Raw genomic sequence first — 20,907 nt, forward strand, 5'->3', positions numbered from 1 at the left:
AAGGATTTGACTTTGCACAATTCTTTTAACACTAGCGTCACTTATCCCACGCAGGCAAGCAAGAAAGTATTTACCTTCTCATTGGATTGGTAATTGGCAAACCTAACCAATCGCTTAATTCCTGAGCTAGCCATTCCAGTTCCGCTTCAGATTTAATTGCACCATCACTACCACCAAGTTGATATTTTTTTACTCCTACCCAAATATCCAATTGTGCGGGAACGGCAATTCTCGTGCCTTCAGAATCTTTCGTAAAATGTTTGGGAATGTAAACTAATTTATTAATACTTTGTCTTGGCGATGCACGGGGACGATAAAATTTCCAAGCAAACAATTCCCAAGTTAGGGAAATTTGTTCGGAATTCAGGCGTAAACAGATGCGTCCAAAAAAATGAAAGAAAAATTTATACACCATCATAAAGCCAGCACCCCAAAATGGAAGTGAAAACAACGCAAAGGGGATGTTGACAGGAAAAGGTGCTGAGAGTGCGCCAATTGTCCAAAAAAGAATAAATGAATTCCAGACGATCGCAAATAAACCTGTAAATACTATTGATGGATCGAAACCAGATGGTGGAACGATAATTTCTAGAGAATCCCCATTTTTGGTTAGTTGAATATTACTCCCATCTGGTTTGCCAACAACTAAAGTAGGCAAATTTGTTGATTGTGGTTTTTCTAAAGCTTCAATCGCTTGGTCAGCAGAACTCAAACGCCGTTCTAAACTAGGTTCAATCATCCGCTTTAACCAATTGCTAAAGCTGGGACTGAGATTAGCCAATTTTTCAAACTGAATACGAAAATCCTTTTGGGGTAAATCGGCTGGGTGAGTACCCGTCAGCAAGTAAATTAAGGTTGCGCCTAAACTATAAAGGTCAGATGCTGCAACAGTGCGTCCGCCAAATTGCTCTGGTGGCATATAGCCATAGGTTCCTACTACAGTTCTTGTCCCGGTTTCGCTAGCTAGAACTGTCTGCACTGAGCCAAAATCTATTAAATAAACTTGACCGACACTATTGCCAGAACGCTCCCCTAATAAAATATTGCTAGGCTTAATATCACGGTGAATTACAGGCGGATGTAGTTCATGTAGGTAAACGAGAATCTCTAAAAGTGCTTTGGCTATCTGTTTGACTTCAACTTCGGTAAAAGTCCGCCCAGTCTGTAAACATTGCTCTAAAGTTTGTGCAGGGATATAAGTTTGTACTAGAGCAAATCCTTTGATGGTTGGTAAATTTACCTCAAAATAGTTTAAATAGCCAGGAATTGAGGGATGTGCTAGGTTTTTTAAAGTTTCAGCTTCTCGCTCAAACAACTTGAGTGAATCCCATTCAAAGTCACTACTAAAAGAGAGTAATTTAATGACAACTAATTTTTGAGTTTGCAAATCACGAGCTAATAGCGTCCGCCGCCCTGCTTTTTTTCCTAATAGCTGCTGAACTTCGTAGCGATCGCTTAATATTTCACCAATCATTATGTTTTCTTATAATGCTACCGTTGAAAAGTTTTATAGCTGATAGCTTTTCAATTTGGCAAATCCATATCTTTAGTATAATTGCGTAATTCTATGCCCTCCCAACTTTGGCCTTATATTACCCCAGGTATTCCCGATGACTTATTTGAGCATTTGCCAGGAATTCCCCTGAGTCAGCGAGAAGTCCGACTGCTATTGATTTCTCAACTGCGCCTAAAATCAGATTCTGTGTTGTGGGATATTGGTGCAGGGACAGGTACAATTCCGGTAGAGGTGGGGCTATTGTGTCCAGGCGGACAGATTATCGCTATCGAAAGGGATGAAGAAGTAGCTAGTCTGATCAAGCGTAACTGCGATCGCTTTGATGTGAAAAATGTTGAAGTTGTTGAAGGCAGCGCCCCAGAGTGTTTACATGACCTCAAAATTACCCCTCATCGCGTTTGTATCGAGGGAGGTCGCCCCATTCAGGAAATACTGCAAGCAGCTTGGCATTATTTGCCGCCATCCGGTCGGGTTGTAGCCACAGCTGCTAATCTAGAAAGTCTGTATGCTATTTCCCAGAGCTTTTCCCTATTAAGAGCTAGAAATATCGAAGTCGTCCAATCTGCGGTTAACCGCCTAGAGACACGCGGCTTTTCTCAAACCTTTACCGCCGTCGATCCCATTTTTATCCTCAGTGGTGAGAAACTAGACTAAATCAAAAAGATTTTAGATTTTAGACTTCGGCTCCTTTCGACTTACTTCGGCTACGCTCAGTACAAGTCGCTCAAGGCAAGTCGCTCAGTCGAACGATTTTAGATTTTAGATTGGGGATTTAGGTGATATGTCATCAGAAACCAAGCCACAATTACCAATCCCTAATCTCGAATACCTAATCTCTAATCCAAAATCCAAAATCCAAAATCCAAAATACTTTTATGCCTTGGTCTCGGATTATTAGTGGAATTGTTGCGATCGCTCTTGCTCTTTCCGCAACCCTTTTGGGGGGTTGGTACTTTACCATCATCTTTGCGGTCATCATCTTTTTGGGTCAACAGGAATATTTTAATTTGGTGCGAGCCAGAGGCATCGCTCCCGCCGCTAAAACCACTATGGCTGTCAGCCAAGTATTGCTAGTGATTTGTACCCTTGATGGCAGTTTAGCTGATGCTGTGATGCCAATAGCTGGCACACTTATTTGTTTTTACCTGCTGTTTCAACCCAAATTTGCCACGATCGCTGATGTTTCCGCTTCTATTATGGGGCTGTTTTACGTTGGTTATTTACCAAGCTATTGGGTGCGGTTACGAGCAATTGATAGTGCTGCTTTTAGCAATCTCCCTTTCGGAGGTTACTGGCCCACAACCTGGACAGATTTCTGGGAAAAGGCAAATTCTGCTTCTTTAGCACAAGGTTTTACAGCCACACTACTGACTTTTTTGTGTATTTGGGCAGCCGATATCGGTGCTTACACCATTGGCAAATTCTTTGGGAAAACTCGTTTATCTGACATTAGCCCGAAAAAAACTGTTGAAGGTGCTGTCTTTGGTATTACCTCAAGTGTTGCCGTAGCCATAGCGGGAGCCTATTATCTTCACTTGCCTGAATCTCCTTTCACTGGTTTAGCATTAGGTTTGCTGATTGGTATTGCTAGTCTTTTAGGGGATCTCACAGAATCTATGCTCAAGCGGGATGCTGGAGTTAAAGATTCTGGGCAGTTAATCCCCGGTCATGGTGGTATTTTAGACCGTACCGATAGTTATATTTTTACTGCTCCGTTGGTATATTATTTTGTGACATTGCTGTTGCCGCTACTATAGCGGTTTTCAGTAACAGTTAGAGTATTGCACTGACGCATATCCCGCCCGGAACTTAAGTTCCGGGCTAATAGCTCAAGTCCACTTAAGAGGACTAAAATTCTTGTTTAGTCCTCTGAAGAGGACTTAAGCTATTAGCCTTGGAATTCTATTCCCAGGCGGGATCGCAACGAAGCGCAGAATTCTCTGTATTCTTCCTTCAATGCAATAACTTGGAATTCTATTCCCAGGCGCGATCGCAACGAAGCCAGGGATTGTCTGCCTGCTCTCTCATCGCCTGAGAGCCGCAATATCATTTAAAATAATGTATTAGCATTTTTTAATTTCATAATCATCAAGGGTTAACGTTAATCCGCCCACGACATACTAGCTTGCCTGGGATCAGCGTTAATTCTTCGATATCAACATCTGAGCCAAGATCCAGATTGTACTCATAATTATCTTTTAATATATCTTCCGGATCGCGCTTGATTGGGATATGTACCAGTTGCAACTCATTCCCACTGAGTAATTGTAAGCCTAGACAAATCTCTAAAGGCGTTGTTTCACTATTGGTTACTCTCAAACCTCGCAGTATAATTTGGTTGTTCCCAAGCAGAATTTCTTGCCACTTGATTGGTTGTGACTGGGGATAATCTGTTGGTAAAACCTTAACCAAGAGATCGCTCAAAGCAGTCGATAATAAGTCTGATGAGAGAGAAGCATTCAGATCCTTCTCGTCTACGATCAAATCGCCAACCACTGGTACTGTTTCTAACAGTCGTAGAGGTTTTCCCTTGAGTACGGAACCGATATTTACCCGAATATTTTCTGCTATTAATTGAATTTGTGTAATTAGGAGACCTTGATAAACTGCATGAGTTGCAAAAACAGATACCGAAGGAATGCGTCCAGAGAAAAGTTGGCGATCGCTAGCTTTAATCTCCACTTCTAATTCTGATATTTGGCTGACCTGCGCTCTCAACCAGAGCTTGACTGCTGTTGTGAGTACCTGCGTAATTATGCGGATTTTATTTCCACTTGTTGTTTGGGGATTTTGCTCTGGCATTTAACCAATTTGTTTAGGAGTATTTGCTCAACAACCGAACCGAAATTAAATAAGCTTTAAATGTAACATTTATGCCTACTCGCTACAAAATGCAAATATCATTTAATTGATAACAGTAAATAAGCAATTTCCACATGGAGGTACGGTTACAAAAAATTCTTGCTCAATGGGGTATCGCCTCACGTCGTGAAGCCGAAGAAATGATTAGGCAGTCACGGGTGCGGATTAATGGGGTATTGGCACATTTAGGTCAAAAAGTCGATCCCGAAAAAGATGCGATCGCAATTGATGGTAAGCCTGTATCCCAAAAGCAGCGTCCGGCTTTAATATATCTATTGCTGCACAAACCAGCGGGAGTGGTTTCTACTTGCTACGACCCTCATCGCAGACCAACAGTCCTGGATCTACTGCCGAAAGAATTACGGGAGGGTTCAGGTATTCACCCAGTTGGCCGTCTAGATGCAGACTCTACAGGAGCATTAATCCTGACTAATGACGGAGAACTGACATTTGGACTAACCCATCCACGTCACAGTATTTCCAAGACATATCATGTTTTGGTCAAAGGACATCCTCCAGAAACAGTACTACAGACGTGGCGTCAAGGTGTGATGTTGGAGGGTAGAAAAACCAGGGCCGCTAAGGTACGCCTCATAGAACGTCGTACCGAGGAAAGCCTTTTAGAAATAGTGTTGCAGGAGGGAAGAAATCGCCAAATTCGCCGTATAGCTCAACAGTTAGGATACCCAGTAATCAAGCTGCATCGGACTGCTATCGGCCCAATTCAATTACAAACTCCAAAGCAACCCTTTTTGTCAGAGGGTAAATATCGTTCCCTCAAAGATCGTGAGATTCACTTTTTGCAAGATCAGATCGCGCAACCTAATTATTGATTCAGTGGAGTTAAGGAGTGTCAGTAGGCATGAAATGGCTAAGAAAGAAAAATAAGCACCAGCCATCACTTTCATTAGAGGAACAACGAGCCCAAAAGTTGGCAGAATTAGGCGCTCAACTTTGGGCATTGCGTCAAGAACAGGGTTTATCTCTAGAGCAAGTGGTTGCATTGACCAGGATTCCCCGACGATTATTGCAGGCGATCGAAGAAGGTAATTTAAACGATCTACCAGAACCAGTCTATATTCAGGGTTTGATCAGACAATTTGCCGATGCACTAGGCTTGAATGGAGTAGAATTTTCTGGCACTTTTCCGATCAGTTCTGCACAAGTTAGTCCTCTAAGTAGGGGGAATACTTCACCCCTAGCTCAACTACGTCCGATTCATCTTTACTTTCTTTACATATTCCTAATAGTCTGCTCTGTAAATGGGTTATCTCAGTTATTAAATAACGCCTTACTACAAGCAAGTAATAGCCCAAACCAGCAATATCCAAAACAAAAGTCTGTTGTTAAACCAGAAATAGCTCAACTAAAAGAATCAACACAGGTACAACCTGTCAGCGATACCCTAAGCGGTGTCCAAAAGGGACAGGTTGTACAGGTTGGTGTAACTTTGAAAGCCTCATCTTGGATTCGTATAGTAGCCGATGGCAAAACCGAGTTTGAGGGTATTCTGCCAGAGGGAACTCACCGAGTTTGGAAAGCCCAAAAGCAATTGACAGTGAAAACTGATAATGCTGGTGGTGTGTTGGTGAGCGTCAATCAAGAGAAAGCTAAGGAAATGGGAGAGCCAGGGAAAGAGGAAGAAGTTAGGATTGCTGCCAAGCCTAAGTTTTGAAATATGGGGCATTGGGCATTGGGGATTGAAAAGAGACAGGGTAGACAAGGAAGAGAGGAAAGAACAGGAAAAGATTTATTCAATAATTCCTCCTTGTCCCCCTTGTCCCCCTTGTCCCCTTGTCCCCCTTGTCCCCCTTGTCCCCCTTGTCCCCCTGCTCCCCTGCTCACTCAGCCCCACTCCTCACTGGACTTGATCTTCCGGGGCGCGTCCATTGAGTTTAGTAAGAACTTTCAAGCGATCGCGCAATTCATCTGTTATCGCTCCTGGTTGATAGCGCCACTCCCAGTTCCCCTCAGCAGTACTAGGAAAATTCATCCGCGCTTCGTTTCCTAATCCCAAAATATCTTGCAAGGGAATAATCGCTTGGTTGGCTATAGAACTCAAAGCTAGGCGAATCAAATCCCAGTGAATGCCATCAGGGCTGATAGAACCTAAATAAAGCAACAAGTTTTGCTTTTCCTCGTCCTCAGCTGTATTGAACCAGCCTATAGTTGTATCGTTATCGTGAGTCCCGGTATAAACTACAGCATTGTGCCGATAATTGAATGGTAAAAATGGATTAGTGGAATCAGCACTAAAGGCAAATTGCAAAATTTTCATCCCCGGAAATTCATACTTGTCTCGCAGCGCTTCTACTCCTGGTGTAATTACTCCCAAATCTTCTGCTAAGACGGGTAGCTTGCCCAACTTCTCCCTAATCACTTCAAAAAAAGCATCTCCAGGCGCTTCCACCCATTTCCCATTGATAGCAGTTTGTTCGCCTTGCGGCACAGCCCAATAAGCCTCGAAGCCCCGGAAGTGGTCAATGCGAATTATATCTACATAATCCAGCATTGCCTCAAAGCGCTGTACCCACCACTTAAAGTCTTGTTTTTGCAATTCATCCCAGTTATAAACCGGATTTCCCCACAATTGACCAGTGGCGCTAAAGTAATCTGGTGGAACTCCTGCCATTTGAGCAGCAGCACCTGTCTCCTGATTTAAGCAAAACATGTCGGGATGCGCCCACACGTCGGCACTATCATGAGATACATAGATGGGGATATCGCCAATAATACTAATGCCGCGCATATTAGCGTAACTTTTTAGTTCTGACCACTGGCGGAAAAACTCAAATTGGACGAATTTGTAATAATAAATCTCTCCGTTAAGCCGATGCTGTACTTGCTCCAATGCTTGTGGGTCGCGCTTGACAAATTCTGGTTTCCATGAATGCCAGTTTGCATTGTCGTTGGCATCTTTGAGCGCCATAAATAAGGCGTAATTATCTAGCCAATAAGCTTTACTGTCGCAAAAACCTGCAAACTCTTTCTGCTGAATGGGCGTAGCATTCCCTCTAAAGTTGTCACAGGCTTTTTTGAGTAGCCCAATCTTAATTGGCACAACCTTCTCGAAATCTACCTTTTCTAACGGAAATCCTGGTAAATTAGCAAAGTCTTCCTCAGATAGTAAACCCTCTTCTAAGAGCTTTTCTGGGCTAATTAACAGAGGATTTCCTGCCATTGCCGAGTAGCACATATACGGGGAATTACCGTATCCAGTGGGGCCCAGTGGTAAAACTTGCCAATATTGTTGATGGCTCTCTTTAAGAAAATCAATGAAGTGATAGGCTTCTAAGCCTAAATCCCCAATACCAAATCGACTGGGAAAGGAGGTAGGATGCAGCAAAATGCCACTGGATCTAGGAAAAGGCATAAGTAACCTGAATTATAAGAGGGAGCAATTGTCTGATGGAAACGCTAGGCGATCGCATCGAATTTATCACTGAACGGTATTTGCAGGGGAAATCAAGTAAACTCATCTTGTTTGTCTTTTGTCATTTGTTCTTTGTCCTTGGCTAATGACCAATGACTAATGACCAATGACCAATGACCAATGACTAAATAACTATGACTAAATAACTATGACTTACCGAAATCCTACACCGACAGTTGATATCATCATTGAACTAGTAGATCGACCTCATCGGCCCATAGTGTTAATTGAAAGACATAATCTACCTTTAGGTTGGGCTATTCCTGGTGGTTTTGTAGATTATGGCGAAGCGGTGGAAGTGGCGGCACGGCGAGAAGCTGAGGAAGAGACGGGTTTACAGGTGGAATTAGTTGAACAATTACTGGTATATTCTGACCCAAATCGCGATCCGCGTCAGCATACCATTAGCATTGTGTTTTTGGCGACAGCTACGGGGGAACCTGTGGCTGGAGATGATGCTAAGGGTGTAGGCATTTTTGAGTATTGGCGTGTCCCTGGTAATTTATGTTTTGACCACGATCGCATTCTGCGTGATTATTGGCGATATCGGCATTATGGGATACGTCCGAGGTTGGGGTAGGAGAGGATGGCAAAGCCAAGATTCTAATGCTAAGGCTTGCACCTGTTGTATCCTTTCAAAATCGCTGTCCCCTGAGACGACAGTGAGCTGTCGTAACAGTATTATACGAGTGCGATCGCGATCCTGACCTGAGACAATACTATTCGGTTAAGGCTAAAAAATAACTCCAATGTAGGTTGAGTTGAGGAAGGAAACCCAACATTATCAAGGCTGGTGATGATGGTAAGGGTGTAGAAGTTTTTAAGTCTTGGTATGTACCTGGTAATTTATGTTTTGACCACGATCGCATTTTGCGGAATTATTGGCGATATCGGCATTATGGTATACGTCCGAGGTCGGGGTAGGAGGAACGAACCACAGAGGCGCAGAGAGCGCAGAGGGAAGAAAACAGAGGAATACCTGTGACACAAAGTTTTTGTGATTATACTGTGTCAGTGGTATTTAAAGGTGCATTATGGATGCTGAGGAACTTTTAGAGAAATATGCCGCAGGACAACGGAACTTTCAAGGAGCAGTACTGAAAGAAGTAGACCTCAGAAATACAGAGCTGATTGAAATAGATTTATCGAATGCCGATCTGACTGGCGCTAATTTTAAATGTGCAGATTTAAGTAAGGCAAATCTAACAAAAGCAAAAATTAACGGAACTGACTTCAGTAAAGCATCTCTATCAGTAGCAAATTTTAGTGAGGTGAATGGTACAGGAATTTATTGGAGCCGTGGCAGTTGGCTAAAGCCTCCAGCAAACTTTGGTGGTGCAAACTTAAGCAACGTTAACTTAAGTGGAGCAAATTTGAGTGGTGCAAACTTGAGTCACGCCAATTTAGACAAGGCAGATTTAAGCCATGCAAATTTGAGTGGTGTAAACTTGAGCCACGCCAATTTAGAAAAAGCAAATTTAAATCATGCAAATCTAAGCAGTGCAAAACTTAGAGAAGTATCCTTAGCAGGAGCAGATTTGAGTAATTCAACACTCAATAGCATAGATTTTAGTGGAGTTTCCCTGGTAGGAGTGAATTTGAGTCGAGCTAACTTAGAGGGCGTAAACTTTCAAAAGGCAAATCTACAAGATGCCAAACTGCAAGCAGTGAATTTACAGAACTTTAATCTATCAGGCTTAAATTTGGCTGGAACTGATCTTGCTGGAGCCAATCTCTTACGGGCAAACCTGAGAGAATCTTGTCTCCAAAGAGCAAATTTGGAGAGAGCAGTTCTCCAAGGAGCAGATTTGAAAAAGGTAAATTTGAAGGAAACAAATTTGACCAGAGCAGACTTAACTGATGCCACTACCTATGGATGGTTAATTGAGGATGCTGATTTCAGTCGTGCGATAATGCCAGATGGAGAAGTCTACAAGCCGATCGCAGCTGAAGCGGAAATCGGTAAACAGGAAACATCGTTAGAGAAAGTAATATCTATGACCCGTAAAGTAATTAATACTGATAACGCACCCGCACCAGTCGGCCCTTATAATCAAGCGATCGCAGCTTCAGGTCAATTTGTATTTATCGCTGGACAAATTGCCATCGATCCCCGCCTTGGTGATGTTGTCTACACTGATGATGTTAAAAAGCAAACTGAGCAGGTATTAGCTAATCTTGAAGCCATCCTCACAGCAGCCGGGGCGACTTTTCAAGATGTCGTGAAAACCACTGTATTTTTAGCTGATATGAACGATTTTGCGGCGGTGAATGCCGTTTATGCTAAATATTTCCCGGAAGATACAGCCCCGGCGCGGGCTTGTGTGCAGGTATCGCGCTTACCTAAAGATGTGTTAGTAGAGATTGATGCGATCGCTGTAATTAGCGGTTAGAAGAAATAGAACAATGAGCAAAATCTTAACGGTTCCATTTAATGGTTCTATTTTGCAATGCAAATTTCATATTCTTACTCTAAAAACTCCATCACTTCTTGTAGTACATCGGCTATATGTGGTTTTTCGCAAGCAATTACGTCGTTCAAAAGATGTTTGTGATGCGGGAAGCTAGGCAAATTGGGAAAGTGTGGTGTACTGTCATAACGAAAAATCAGACTATTTTGCTCATCTTGAAAGTGATAACGGTAATCGATATATGTAATTTGATTATCTACAATAACAAAGGCTTCACTGACTGCCAGCAAATATTTAAGAGCGAAACGTATCCTAATGCGGAGATTAGCTCTTTCTGTCGTAAAAATTACCGCACTATATTCCTCAATGTATGTGTTAGAGCAGTTGAGTAAAAGTTGCTCAATTTCATCTAAATAGGCTTGAATAACTTTACGCGACATCTCTGAGTTTGCTCTCTATTTCTAGGTGTAGAGCTAGATAATGTTGGTAGTTTGCTGCCCATTCGACAAATACTTCCTCATCAGAAGTTTCACCTTGGTTATATTTGGCAAAAAATTCTTCTGAATTCATTTGATACTTTATTTCATAAGTATTTAACTGTTTAGTAAGGCCAATCAGTGCATCTAGTGGAGATGTATATTCGATAATTTGTTTACGCATTTATTTCTGTATTCAGCTTCATTAGTTTATCCTAAGCCTCTTCTTATAAACTCCCGTCTCTTTTTTGCAAATCTAGATAAAATTCTGTTAATTACCTCTCAACACACGCGTAGGCGTAGCCCGTCGTAGACATCGCCTTTACAACTTTGGGAATACTGAAATTAAGTACCCTAAAGGAGTATTAAAAATGGCAAAAAATCGTATCAGTGCCAGCCTCGCCCCAGCAGACAAAGAAGCAGTCATGCAGGCGATCGCTACAATTAGAGAAAAGTTACCATTTTTGGTTGATTTGACCCCTGAAGATCGGCGAACAATGCTGAAGATGGGAGATAAAAGTCGGGCTTTTGTGAGCAAAGCTTTAGAAGTGGCAACACAAAACCCTAACTTTTTGCCTCGCTACTTTGATTTAGAAGAAATGCGCCGGGACTTGGAAATATATGAGGACTTGTATCCGGTGCTGTTGTCTCTAACGCAACTGCAAGAATTGGTAGATGATACCTGTATAGCTGCTGCTAGTGAAGCGTATGCAGCAGCATTATCAGTTTATAGCTATGCCAAAGCTAGCGGTGATGTCGCAGGTTTAGATGCAGTAATTGATGAGATGGGACGCAGGTTTAACCGCCGTTCTAAGAAAAAGCAATCCGAAGTCCCAGTTAGCTAAAACTTGAAACAGGCAATTATACCAGTTGTCAACTTGATAAAATACACGTTATTTGTAGGGGCATAACATTGTTATGCCCTTTTTGCGTCTTGAATTCAAAGATTTTTGAAACCCGTGCAGGCGGTCACTAAGCTTATCAAAGTGCGGGTTTTGTCTGTGTAGCCGCGACTTCTAGTCGCCAGGACATTTTTGAGCCTCAGAAGGTCAAAGTTGAGCCTCAGAAGGTCAACGTTGAACCTCAGAAGGTCAACGTCGAGCCTCAGAAGGTCAACGTCGAGCCTCAGAAGGTCAACGTCGAGCCTCAGAAGGTCAAAGTTGAGCCTCAGAAGGTCAAAGTCGAGCCTCAGAAGGTCAAAGTCGAGCCTCAGAAGGTCAAAGTCGAGCCTCAGAAGGTCAACGTCGAGCCTCAGAAGGTCAACGTCGAGCCTCAGAAGGTCAACATTGAAATTAAATTAAAGTTACACGTAAAAATTACCTAAAATAAGTTTGATAAATTCTGAAATACAGCATTTATATTTAGTAGTTATTCTATAAGCATTAATACCTTAAAATTGAATCTTGTAATGAACCCGCAAAACAAGCCCAAGAGTCTACAAGATATTCTTAAGCAACGTCAACAATCAGGTTTTGTGGGTCGTGAAGACCAGGTAAACCAATTTCGCCAAAATTTAGCATTACCCCCAGAAGACGATCGCCGTTGTTTTGTGTATAACGTTTGGGGTCAAGGCGGAGTTGGTAAAAGTACCTTGCTGCAACAGTTTCGTAAAATTGCCGATCGAGCAAAAATCATTTCGGCTTACATCGATGAAGCTGAAAAAACTATACCAGAAGTCATGGGTCGTCTAGCAGAGGAGTTAGAAAGGCAAGGTCATAAACTAACGCAGTTTACAGAACGCTACAAAGTTTACCGTCAAAAGCGCCAAGAATTAGAAACCGATCCAGATGCTCCTCAAGGTTTTTCGGCTTTTGTAGGCAAAACTATGGTAAAAACTAGTGTGCGTCTGGCGCGTCAAGTTCCCGTTAGCGGTGCAGTATTTAACTTTATAGATGAGGATGCTTTCACTACCCAAGCTGGAGAATGGGCATCTTATGTTGCAAAAAAAATAACGAATAAAGATGACGTGCTATTAGTTCAAGAACCTGAAGAAGTTCTGACCCCGTTATTTTTGCAAGATATTTTTAAAATTGCTAAGGAAACTCCTGTTTTCCTGTTTTTTGATACTTATGAACGCACCGGAGAATTTCTAGATAACTGGCTACGAGAAATTTTGGAGGGTCGCCACGGTGAAGTATCTCTCAATATATTGATAGCGATCGCCGGTCGGCAGGAATTAGATAGAAATCATTGGGCACCTTACGAGGGGTTAATAGTTCGTTTTCCTCTGGAACCGTTTACAGAAAAAGAAGCCCAACAATATCTAGCTCGGAAAGGCATTACAGACAACCGCATCATTGAAGCGATTTTGCGCCTTTCTGGAAACTTACCCCTGCTAGTGGGAATGTTGGCAGATGCTCATCCCAATGACCCCAACCAAGTAATTGAACCTAACAGTAGTGCTGTAGAACGCTTTTTAAAATGGATTGATGACCCCAAGCGGCGACAAGTGGCGCTTGATGCTGCCATTCCTCGGTGCTTGAATCGGGATGTTATAGCCAAGTTGAGAGGGGAAGAAGAAGCAGATGAGCTATTTACTTGGCTGAAAGAAACATCCTTTGTCAACGAACGTTCTGATGGCTGGGTTTATCATGATGTCGTCAAAACCCAAATGTTACGCCACAAGCGCCTCTCATCGCCGCAGGATTGGGCTGACATACATGGCGAATTAGCAAACTACTATGACAACCTGCGAAACGATCTGCAATTGGACGAAGAGCATAAACAGCACGATCCTAGCTGGCAGAGCCACACATTAAACGTCTTCTACCACAATTTATGTCAATCACCGCAAAAGAATTTATCTGTATCTCTCAATGAATTTCTTGCTGCACTCAAAAATCAACGCAAATTTGCCCAACAATATGCAGAAACCATGCTTCAGGCTGGTAAAGATGCGGATTCTGCTGAAGTTCAGCGTTGGGGTGAGCAATTAGCAAATGGGTTAAAAGCTTATGAGGAGAACCTTTATATTGAACTTAACCCCAAATATGACTGGGCGATCGCACGTCGCGGTCAAACTTCTCGGTTAATGAAGCGTTACCCAGAAGCCCTACAAGATTTTGACCGCGCAATCGAACTTAACCCCAAACTTGACTCGGCGATCGCACATCGCGGTCAAACTTACCTAATGCTAAAGCTATATAATCAGGCTCTTATAGATTTCAACCGCGCTATTGAGTTACATTCTGACAGTAATTGGTATTTATATAATCGCGCTTTAGCCTACCAAGCCCTTAACCAACCAGATAAAGCATGGGCTGACTTAGCGCTTGCCATCAAGCTTGCTAAACAGCATTACGAAAAAGATGCTGAAGACTGGTCTAATACCTTTAATTTAGCCCTTTACTATTTAGCTGCTCAATATATTCAACCAGCAGAGCGGTTATATCGCTATGCCTTATCGAAGGGTGCTTCCTCAGAATCTGTTCGTAAAACTATCCAAGACCTAGATGACTTTTTAACCGTCTTTCCTGACCATGTGCAGGCTACATCTATACGACAGTTGTTGCAGTCTTCTCTAATTTAGGTCATCTAATTTCCAACCTAGCCGCCAGAAAACCCACAAGTCCCAACAACGCCTGGGAATCAATTTCCTCTCTTATACCTAAAGTTTTCTAAACTGCCGCAATGATGTTTCCCTACGCTATTAGCCAGGTAAAAACGGGATTTGTCTAAATCCACTCAAATCCCTGTGTGGCTAAAAATTCTTTAGCTGGTTCCAAAATATCTTTGCTTAAAACCAGTTTGACTTTTGGAGAATTAAGATACAAACGAAAACGCTCAATAAAAAGTTGGTTAGCAGGTTCAATTTTCCTAATGGCACTCCAGGGAATCAACAACGGCGTAAGTCCCAAGCTAAACAAGGGGAAAATACTCAAATAAATCCCTTGAGAATTTGTACCAACGTTTAAAGTTCCTTTGTAATACACCAAACCCACAGAACCGCTTTGCATTCGGCAGAAGTTTTGTGGCGGCGCTTCTTGAGTGCTGTAGAGTTTAGCGAGGCGATTCCAGTCATGACGGAATAGAAAAATCATGACTATCGTAGAAAATGTCAAAAAAACGATATATATCCACTCAGGAGTGTGTGGCATTTGTTTTTAAGTCATTGATGATTGGAGCTTCCACTGTAAGCGATATCTAACAATAAGCCTCAGTGCCTCTACGTATTCATCAATCAACCACATTCCTTAGAATTTTTCCAAATTATGGGAGCATCCCAATTCAAAATTGCTTAATAAAAATCCTCTTCATTCAAAAAACTGGCCTTAATTAAAGCCAGTTTTTTGATTTTATTGCAAACTTCTAGCGGACTTTACGGCCGAGTACTAACGGAACACACTTGAGAAGATATTATTAAGCTTTCTCATTCAAATGTCAAGATTGTATGAACTACTTCCCCAAAATTTACCATTTAGGTATTGCCGCTTCTCTTAAATTCTCAGGCTGTGCTGACAAATTTTTGTCGCCAAAATGCTGATTCATCAAGGCTGGAACCTGTGCAGCTTGAATTCGGCTATGGCGGGTTTTATCTGGCATTACTAAATTCGGCCCAGCTTTACAGTTCTTCATACAACCAGTGCCCTTGATTGTAACTTGGTCTTCTAAACCGCGATCGCTTAAAGCCGCCTCTAACGCCTGACAAACTGCTTTACCACCGCGTTTCATACAATCAGACTTTTGACACACCAAAATCGTGGCCTTAGTCTTAGCTGGTTTGACTTTGACATTATCAATAGATGGGGGTTCGTGTGGTGTAGCGATGGTTTGAATTGTCGTCACTTCAGAACGCGCTGCCATCACACGTTCAGCTTTCAGTGTAACTTTGTCTTTTTTTATATCGTATTCTTTATAACCAACAACTTGTAGCCAAGTACCTGCTGGTAGCTGCAAATCAAAAGCAGCCCGTAAGTGTTTAGCAAGTTTAACGTAGCATTCACCCTCATGAGTACCTAGCAGCAAACCTTTCAGCTTATAGCCGTCTTTAATAACAAAATCTATAAATCTGCCCTCAAGGCAAAATTCTGATACTTCCATATTGTGAGATGCACCCATTTTTTAACCTCCTTTTAGTTAAGACAAGCTGTTTAGCGAGATATTCTCAGCAGTAGCAAAAAATTAGAACTGTTGATAACGACTTTTCCAGCAACACTCAAGAGTCCAAATTTGGTCTTGACGAGAGGCTGTAAATCGCCGTACTACACTCCAAAGTTGAACAGCCGCAGTCGGATTGCTAATTTCAACTTTTAATGGCTGGTTAGCCGCACAACTACAGGGAACGTTTAACTCCTCTAAGCGTTGATAGACTTGCCATCGATCTACCCAATTCACCTCTACAAGGTGGTTTATTTCTATTTCTGAACTATGCGATTTCAAGAGAATTGCCCTCAAAGTGCAACAAACTTGCAGTAACTACCGCCATTTAACTCCCTGCTTTTTGAAAGTCTTAGTAATCTAGCCTCTTAAAACCAGCATAGCTTAAGTGCAAACAATTCTCATTAATTTTGCAAAAAAAATAAAATTCTTGCAATCATCCCATGAGAGAGATCCAGGGGATGACAAGTAGTATTAGGGCAAAGAGGCATTTACTCCTCCATTTCCCCTCACTCCCTTGAGGAGGTATACACACTTAACTTTTCATGTCAACAGTAATGAGAAATATACACAACTTGATGAGTGTGCCATAATCTAGCAAATAATAAACTTAAGAATTTTAGTAAACAAAAATACAAAATCTTGTGATGGCAAATTGGCTTGCTCTTATTGTGAAAATGTTAATATGTAAGGAATAAGCAGTTAAAATCTATAATTGCTAAATAGCGAGGAGAACAATGTCTGAAACGCAAACTTTGTTACGGAATTTTGGTCATGTATATGACAATCCTGTGTTGCTGGATCGCAGTGTAACTGCTCCAGTTACAGAAGGATTTAACGTTGTATTAGCTAGTTTCCAGGCACTGTACTTGCAGTACCAAAAGCATCATTTTGTAGTTGAAGGCTCAGAATTTTACTCTCTGCATGAATTTTTTAACGAAAGCTATAACCAAGTACAAGACCACGTTCATGAAATTGGAGAACGTTTAGATGGACTGGGTGGTGTGCCAGTAGCTACCTTCAGCAAATTAGCAGAATTAACCTGTTTTGAGCAAGAATCTGAAGGCGTATATTCCTCTCGCCAAATGGTGGAAAATGACCTAGCTGCCGAACAAGCAATCATTGGCGTAATTCGTCGCCAAGCTGCTCAGGCAGAGAGTTTAGGCGATCGGGGCACACGCTATCTGTACGAAAAGATTTTGTTGAAAACTGAGGAACGTGCGTATCATTTATCTCACTTCCTGGCCAAAGATAGCTTAACTTTAGGGTTTGTCCAAGCAGCTCAAAGCTAAAATTCTCATAATCTAGATTTGTCTACCTAGACTGAAAGAAAAAGTTGGCAGCACCAACTATTAAAATATTATAAAAAATGGCAGAGAATGATATCCCTATTTCTCTGCCATTTTTAATTTAAGTAAACATATTTATATAATATTTAACGTTAAAAATATTTAGCAATTAGCTAGTTAAGATAAATTTTTATCTAAGTAGTCTATTTGTGCATAAATAAGCAGACAGATATATACCAAAATCAATTATTATTTATCGCAAGGTTCATCGAATTAAATAATAAAGATTCGCAAAAACTTTAGAAATTTGAGCATCATAATTAAATAAAATTAAAAATACAAAATAATCATTAGGCATTGGGCATTAGTTACTAATTATTCTCCTCTGCTCCCCTGCTCCCCTGCTCCCCTGCCCCCCTGCTCCCCTGCTCCCCTGCCCCCCGTTCCCCACTCCCTTCCTGTCATCAAACTTAGAAAACTTAATAATAAAAAGCACCAGAGGGGGTAAAGACCCTTAAAATGATCAGGATTTCTATTCTCGTATTCCAAGGCAACGACTATGCCCCGCCGTGACGACCTCCAGAAGATTCTACTGTTAGGTTCTGGTCCAATTGTGATCGGACAAGCCTGTGAGTTTGACTACTCTGGCACTCAAGCCTGCAAAGCGCTCCGAGAAGAAGGCTATGAAGTGGTTTTGGTCAACTCCAACCCTGCAACAATTATGACCGACCCGGAAACGGCCGATCGCACTTACATTGAGCCATTGACACCGGAATTGGTTGAAAAAGTCATCGAAAAAGAACGCCCCGATGCTCTATTACCAACGATGGGAGGACAAACCGCCCTCAACATCGCCGTTGCTTTAGCCAAAAATGGGGTGTTGGAAAAGTACGGCGTTGAATTAATCGGCGCTAAACTCCCAGCGATCGAAAAAGCCGAAGATCGAAAGCTGTTTGGTGAAGCAATGGCAAGGATTGGAGTAGCTGTTTGTCCTAGTGACACAGCCGAATCTTTAGAAGAAGCCAAAGCTGTTGCTCGCCAAATTGGTACTTATCCCCTGATTATTCGTCCAGCTTTCACAATGGGTGGAAGTGGCGGTGGTATTGCCTACAACCAAGAAGAATTTGAAGAAATGGCACAGGTAGGTATAGATGCCAGTCCTGTTTCGCAAATTCTCATTGACCAGTCTTTACTCGGCTGGAAAGAATATGAACTTGAAGTGATGCGTGACTTAGCAGATAACGTGGTGATTATCTGCTCCATCGAAAACCTTGACCCGATGGGCATTCATACCGGGGACTCGATTACCGTCGCTCCCGCGCAAACCCTCACTGATAAAGAATATCAAAGGCTGCGGGATATGGCAATTAAAATCATCCGCGAGATCGGTGTGGAAACTGGTGGTTCTAACATTCAGTTTGCCATCAATCCGGTTAATGGAGATGTGGTTGTAATTGAGATGAACCCGCGTGTTTCCCGCAGTTCAGCTTTATCTTCCAAAGCCACGGGTTTCCCTATTGCCAAAATGGCCGCAAAATTGGCTGTGGGCTATACCTTAGATGAAATTAAAAATGACATCACCAAGAAAACTCCTGCATCCTTTGAGCCGACAATTGATTATGTGGTGACAAAAATCCCCCGCTTCGCCTTTGAAAAGTTCCCCGGCTCTGACCCAGTGCTGACAACCCAAATGAAGTCCGTCGGGGAAGCAATGGCAATTGGGCGCACATTCAACGAATCCTTCCAAAAGGCGCTGCGATCGCTTGAAACCGGACGCGCTGGTTGGGGTTGCGATGGAGCCGAAAAATTACCCAGTGGCGAACAAATTCGCGCCCAACTGCGGACACCTAACCCCGATCGCATTTTCTCCGTGCGCCATGCCTTGCAATTAGGAATTAGTGCTGAGGAAATCTATGAACTGACTGGTATTGACCCGTGGTTCCTAGATAAATTTCAGCAACTCCTAGATGTCGAAAAATTCCTGAAGCGGACACCTTTGCAGCAATTGACAAAAGAGCAACTTTATGAAGTGAAGCGGGATGGATATAGCGATCGCCAGATTGCTTATGCCACTAAAACTACTGAAGATGAAGTTCGCGCCTACCGCAAGTCACTAGGTATTATCCCAGTTTATAAAACAGTGGATACCTGCGCTGCTGAGTTTGAAGCCTTTACCCCCTACTATTACTCTACCTACGAAGAAGAAACAGAGGTTTTGCCCGCAACCAAGCCAAAAGTGTTGATTTTGGGTGGTGGCCCTAACCGCATTGGACAAGGAATTGAGTTTGATTATTGTTGTTGTCACGCCGCTTATGCTTTGAAGAAAGCGGGGTATGAGACGATTATGGTCAACTCTAACCCAGAGACAGTTTCGACAGACTACGATACCAGCGATCGCCTTTACTTTGAGCCGTTAACAAAAGAAGATGTCCTTAACATCATCGAAACTGAAAATCCAGTTGGGGTGATTATCCAGTTTGGCGGACAAACCCCGCTCAAGTTGGCTATCCCACTCCAGCAGTTTCTCAGCACTCAGGACTCAGGACTCAGCACTCAAATTTGGGGTACATCGCCAGATTCCATCGATATGGCAGAAAACCGGGAGCGGTTTGAAAAGATTCTCCAACAGTTGAATATTTCCCAACCGCCCAATGGTATCGCGCGGAGTTACGAAGATGCGCTGATTGTTGCTAAACGCATTGGTTATCCAGTAGTGGTACGTCCTAGCTATGTGTTGGGGGGACGGGCGATGGAAATCGTTTATTCCGATGCTGAGTTGGAACGCTACATGACCTTTGCGGTACTAGTGGAACCAGAACATCCGATTTTGATTGATAAGTTTTTGGAAAATGCGATTGAAGTCGATGTCGATGCGATCGCCGACCATACAGGAAGAGTGGTGATTGGTGGTATTATGGAACACATTGAGCAAGCAGGTATTCACTCAGGAGATTCCGCTTGTTCCTTACCTTCCATTTCCCTATCACCAGCAGTTCTCAATCAGATTCGCACTTGGACGATACAGCTAGCACAAGCATTATCAGTCGTAGGGTTGATGAATATTCAATTTGCCGTTGTTGGTGCAAGCAGCTATTCTCCCCAAGTTTACATTCTAGAAGCTAATCCCCGCGCTTCTCGTACAGTGCCATTTGTATCTAAAGCTACGGGCATACAGCTAGCGAAACTAGCATCCTTAATTATGTCGGGTAAAACCTTGGAGGAGCTAAATTTTACAGAGGAAGTCATTCCTATACATATTGCTGTAAAAGAAGCAGTATTACCCTTTAATAAATTCCCAGGAACTGATACAATATTGGGCCCAGAAATGAGATCCACTGGTGAGGTGATGGGGATTGACAGCGACTTTGGCCGTGCCTTTGCCAAAGCGGAAATGGGTGCTGGGGAGCGTTTACCGCTAACGGGAACTGTATTTGTATCAATGAGCGATCGCGATAAAGCTGCTGCAAGTGGTGTGGTGAAGGAATTTATCGATTTGGGCTTTACAGTGATGGCTACCCTTGGTACACGCCGAGTTCTTCAAGAACAGGGGCTAAAGATTGAATTAGTCTTAAAACTTCATGAAGGTCGTCCCCACGTCTTAGATGCAATCAAAAACCAGAAAATCCAACTGATTATCAACACACCTTCAGGGGAAGAAGCCCAGACTGATGCTAGGTTAATCCGTCGCACAGCCTTAGCTTACAAAATTCCCATCATTACTACCATCGCTGGTGCAAAAGCTACCGTCGCCGCCATCCGTTCCTTACAAAATACGACTTTGGACGTAAAAACTATCCAAGAGTACTGCCCTCTCTAGGAAGTA

The 20,907-nt window shown here is 42.5% G+C and carries 18 protein-coding genes and 1 pseudogene; 11 read left to right on the top strand and 8 right to left on the bottom strand.

The features are described from left to right. Positions 1-70: 70 nt before the first annotated feature. On the bottom strand, positions 71-1,474 hold the full coding sequence (locus V7K45_RS26240) for a serine/threonine protein kinase (protein WP_335007850.1): 1,404 nt from the start codon (positions 1,472-1,474) through the stop codon (positions 71-73). Between the two features lie 93 nt (positions 1,475-1,567). On the opposite strand from V7K45_RS26240, the gene cbiT reads away from it, so the two are divergent. Continuing rightward, positions 1,568-2,170, top strand: coding sequence for a precorrin-6Y C5,15-methyltransferase subunit CbiT (gene cbiT / locus V7K45_RS26245; RefSeq protein WP_335007852.1), 603 nt, complete (start codon positions 1,568-1,570; stop codon positions 2,168-2,170). A 221-nt stretch (positions 2,171-2,391) separates the two neighbouring features. Beyond that, on the top strand, positions 2,392-3,273 hold the full coding sequence (locus V7K45_RS26250) for a phosphatidate cytidylyltransferase (RefSeq protein ID WP_335007854.1): 882 nt from the start codon (positions 2,392-2,394) through the stop codon (positions 3,271-3,273). A 331-nt stretch (positions 3,274-3,604) separates the two neighbouring features. Here V7K45_RS26250 and V7K45_RS26255 read toward each other — a convergent pair whose 3' ends face one another. Beyond that, positions 3,605-4,318, bottom strand: a complete 714-nt coding sequence (locus V7K45_RS26255; RefSeq protein ID WP_335007856.1) for an LmeA family phospholipid-binding protein — start codon at positions 4,316-4,318, stop codon at positions 3,605-3,607. A 134-nt stretch (positions 4,319-4,452) separates the two neighbouring features. On the opposite strand from V7K45_RS26255, the gene V7K45_RS26260 reads away from it, so the two are divergent. After that, the gene (locus V7K45_RS26260) at positions 4,453-5,211 is read left to right on the top strand and encodes a pseudouridine synthase (RefSeq protein ID WP_335007858.1); all 759 of its coding nucleotides are present in this window, start codon (positions 4,453-4,455) and stop codon (positions 5,209-5,211) included. Between the two features lie 29 nt (positions 5,212-5,240). Beyond that, positions 5,241-6,053, top strand: coding sequence for a helix-turn-helix domain-containing protein (locus V7K45_RS26265; protein WP_335007860.1), 813 nt, complete (start codon positions 5,241-5,243; stop codon positions 6,051-6,053). Between the two features lie 183 nt (positions 6,054-6,236). Here the strand turns inward: V7K45_RS26265 and malQ are convergent, their stop codons facing one another. Then, positions 6,237-7,751, bottom strand: a complete 1,515-nt coding sequence (gene malQ / locus V7K45_RS26270; protein ID WP_335007862.1) for a 4-alpha-glucanotransferase — start codon at positions 7,749-7,751, stop codon at positions 6,237-6,239. A gap of 208 nt (positions 7,752-7,959) precedes the next feature. On the opposite strand from malQ, the gene V7K45_RS26275 reads away from it, so the two are divergent. From V7K45_RS26275 to V7K45_RS26285, 3 genes and pseudogenes are all read left to right on the top strand, one after another. Then, complete coding sequence (locus V7K45_RS26275) at positions 7,960-8,391, top strand: NUDIX hydrolase (RefSeq protein WP_322707800.1); 432 nt, start codon at positions 7,960-7,962, stop codon at positions 8,389-8,391. A gap of 209 nt (positions 8,392-8,600) precedes the next feature. Continuing rightward, positions 8,601-8,735 (top strand): annotated as a pseudogene (locus tag V7K45_RS26280) (NUDIX hydrolase); the annotation flags it as partial. Positions 8,736-8,845: 110 nt separating this feature from the next. Continuing rightward, the gene (locus V7K45_RS26285; RefSeq protein WP_335007867.1) at positions 8,846-10,204 is read left to right on the top strand and encodes a Rid family detoxifying hydrolase; all 1,359 of its coding nucleotides are present in this window, start codon (positions 8,846-8,848) and stop codon (positions 10,202-10,204) included. 74 nt (positions 10,205-10,278) lie between these two features. On the opposite strand, the gene tumE is transcribed toward V7K45_RS26285, so the two are convergent. Further along, positions 10,279-10,662, bottom strand: coding sequence for a toxin TumE (tumE, locus tag V7K45_RS26290; protein ID WP_335007869.1), 384 nt, complete (start codon positions 10,660-10,662; stop codon positions 10,279-10,281). Beyond that, entirely contained in the window at positions 10,652-10,882 is a 231-nt protein-coding gene (gene tumA, locus V7K45_RS26295; RefSeq protein WP_335007871.1) for an antitoxin TumA, read from the bottom strand. Before tumA ends, tumE begins: the two co-directional genes overlap by 11 nt. Before the next feature lie 187 nt (positions 10,883-11,069). On the opposite strand from tumA, the gene V7K45_RS26300 reads away from it, so the two are divergent. Continuing rightward, on the top strand, positions 11,070-11,543 hold the full coding sequence (locus V7K45_RS26300; RefSeq protein WP_335007873.1) for a hypothetical protein: 474 nt from the start codon (positions 11,070-11,072) through the stop codon (positions 11,541-11,543). A 563-nt stretch (positions 11,544-12,106) separates the two neighbouring features. Next, positions 12,107-14,227, top strand: a complete 2,121-nt coding sequence (locus tag V7K45_RS26305; protein ID WP_335007875.1) for a tetratricopeptide repeat protein — start codon at positions 12,107-12,109, stop codon at positions 14,225-14,227. Between the two features lie 145 nt (positions 14,228-14,372). On the opposite strand, the gene V7K45_RS26310 is transcribed toward V7K45_RS26305, so the two are convergent. From V7K45_RS26310 to V7K45_RS26320, 3 genes are all read right to left on the bottom strand, one after another. Next, positions 14,373-14,795, bottom strand: coding sequence for a hypothetical protein (locus V7K45_RS26310; protein WP_335007877.1), 423 nt, complete (start codon positions 14,793-14,795; stop codon positions 14,373-14,375). Positions 14,796-15,108: 313 nt separating this feature from the next. Further along, positions 15,109-15,756 (bottom strand): (2Fe-2S) ferredoxin domain-containing protein, encoded by a 648-nt coding sequence (locus V7K45_RS26315; protein WP_335007879.1) that lies wholly within the window; start codon positions 15,754-15,756, stop codon positions 15,109-15,111. A 63-nt stretch (positions 15,757-15,819) separates the two neighbouring features. Next, the gene (locus V7K45_RS26320; protein WP_335007881.1) at positions 15,820-16,077 is read right to left on the bottom strand and encodes an Asr1405/Asl0597 family protein; all 258 of its coding nucleotides are present in this window, start codon (positions 16,075-16,077) and stop codon (positions 15,820-15,822) included. A 455-nt stretch (positions 16,078-16,532) separates the two neighbouring features. Here V7K45_RS26320 and V7K45_RS26325 point away from each other — a divergent pair, with 455 nt between their 5' ends. Then, entirely contained in the window at positions 16,533-17,087 is a 555-nt protein-coding gene (locus V7K45_RS26325; RefSeq protein WP_322669776.1) for a Dps family protein, read from the top strand. A gap of 556 nt (positions 17,088-17,643) precedes the next feature. Further along, positions 17,644-20,901 carry a carbamoyl-phosphate synthase large subunit gene (carB, locus tag V7K45_RS26330; RefSeq protein ID WP_335007883.1) on the top strand — a complete coding sequence of 1,086 codons (3,258 nt, stop codon included), beginning with the start codon at positions 17,644-17,646 and terminating at the stop codon, positions 20,899-20,901. The last annotated feature ends 6 nt before the right edge of the window (positions 20,902-20,907 follow it).

Origin of the sequence: Nostoc sp. (genome assembly GCF_036917375.1) — a bacterium.
Classification (GTDB): domain Bacteria; phylum Cyanobacteriota; class Cyanobacteriia; order Cyanobacteriales; family Nostocaceae; genus Nostoc.